Genomic DNA, 1,457 nt, shown 5'->3' with positions numbered 1-1,457 from the left:
CATATTATCATCCTTTCTTGAATTGGTGAATTTAAGAAGATAATAGAGCATTCTCTTTATTAAATCAATATGTTATTTGGTATTTCAACTGCTTTTTATAAAAATAATCGGATCAATGCGAGACTTTTGAAATTACCTCCCAATATTAGGATTTTTTGGTGGATTGTATTTAATGAAAAGAAAAATAGCTGGTCTTTGGATATTGAATGTCTGGAGCTCTTCTTTAATTTTACCTATAGTACTGAGTTACCGCGATAAATCTTTTAATATAACTCCAGAAACAATAGATAGCTTTAATGTTATATCTTTCATACATATCCATAAGATTAATTATCAGGTAATGACTAATTCTTGGATGAATGATTTTGCGCTTGGACTGCAATATAATCTGACTATGTTCCCATTTAGATATGGATGGGGTATAAATTTTGTCGCTATAGTTTTTGTTTTCATCATACTTTTCATACTTTTTCAAAATTATAGCCGGTTTGGGAAAATTAAAACATCATTGTTTTTGTTCGTCATGATCATGTCAGCTATTATTCCATTCTTAGTTTATCACTATTGCCAAGCAAGATATGAGACGAAGTTCAATAATTTAAGGGATTTGGCATTAAATAATTGGATATATAGAGAGAGCGAGCCATATAAGTCATTGAATGAAAAATGTGTTTTAATGTCAAATCGTTGGTTTATGTTTGATAATGATAACTTGATAGAAAAGGTGACCTGCGATAGTGACAACCAAACAGTTGTTGTTGCCAAAATAAAATCTTCTAAAGCGGCAAGTGGTTTTGATATTAAATGCATTGAGATTAACGCCAACCCTTCAGAGGAAGCTATAAATAAGTTTAAAGAGGCATTAATCGACAAACCTGATTTTGTGGAGGCTTGGTATGGCTGGGGAATAGCTTTAGAAAATTCCGGCCAACATGAGGAAGCTATTGAAAAATTTGAAAAGGCAGTGACATATAAACCCAACTATGCAGTGGCTTGGTATGGCTGGGGATTAGTTTTAGAAAATTCCGGCAAACGTGAGGAGGCTATTGAAAAATTTGATAAGGCTGTGGCATGCAGACCTGATTTTGCAGAGGCTTGGTACTGCTGGGGGGCAGCTTTAGAAAAGTCTGGCAAACGTGAGGAAGCTATTGAAAAATTTGAAAAGGCAGTGACATATAAACCCAACTATGCAGAGGCTCGGTGCAATTGGGGGGCAGCTTTAGAAAAGTCTGGTAAACATGAGGAAGCTATTGAAAAATTTAAAGAGGCAACAAAATATAAACCCAACTATGCAGAGGCTCGGTTAAAATAACTACTTAGTGTTTGACCGACAAATGGTAATCGATTGAATTTGAAGATAAATATTGAATAAAAGTAAAACGAAGATTTTTCAGAAAGATGCATTTTATACTTGCATTCTTGACTCATTAATGGTAGTTATTTACTTGAATTAACAG

At 33.7% G+C, this 1,457-nt stretch carries 1 protein-coding gene; it reads left to right on the top strand.

Translation table 11 applies throughout. The features are described 5' to 3' along the window. Positions 1-172: 172 nt before the first annotated feature. Entirely contained in the window at positions 173-1,312 is a 1,140-nt protein-coding gene (locus VXK47_RS14430; protein WP_435549492.1) for a tetratricopeptide repeat protein, read from the top strand. The last annotated feature ends 145 nt before the right edge of the window (positions 1,313-1,457 follow it).

This window comes from Desulfobacterium sp. N47, assembly GCF_051233685.1.
In the GTDB taxonomy this organism is placed as follows: domain Bacteria; phylum Desulfobacterota; class Desulfobacteria; order Desulfobacterales; family RPRI01; genus RPRI01.
The sequence above is the reverse complement of the archived record's forward strand: the minus strand, read 5'-3'. Positions and strand labels throughout refer to the sequence as shown.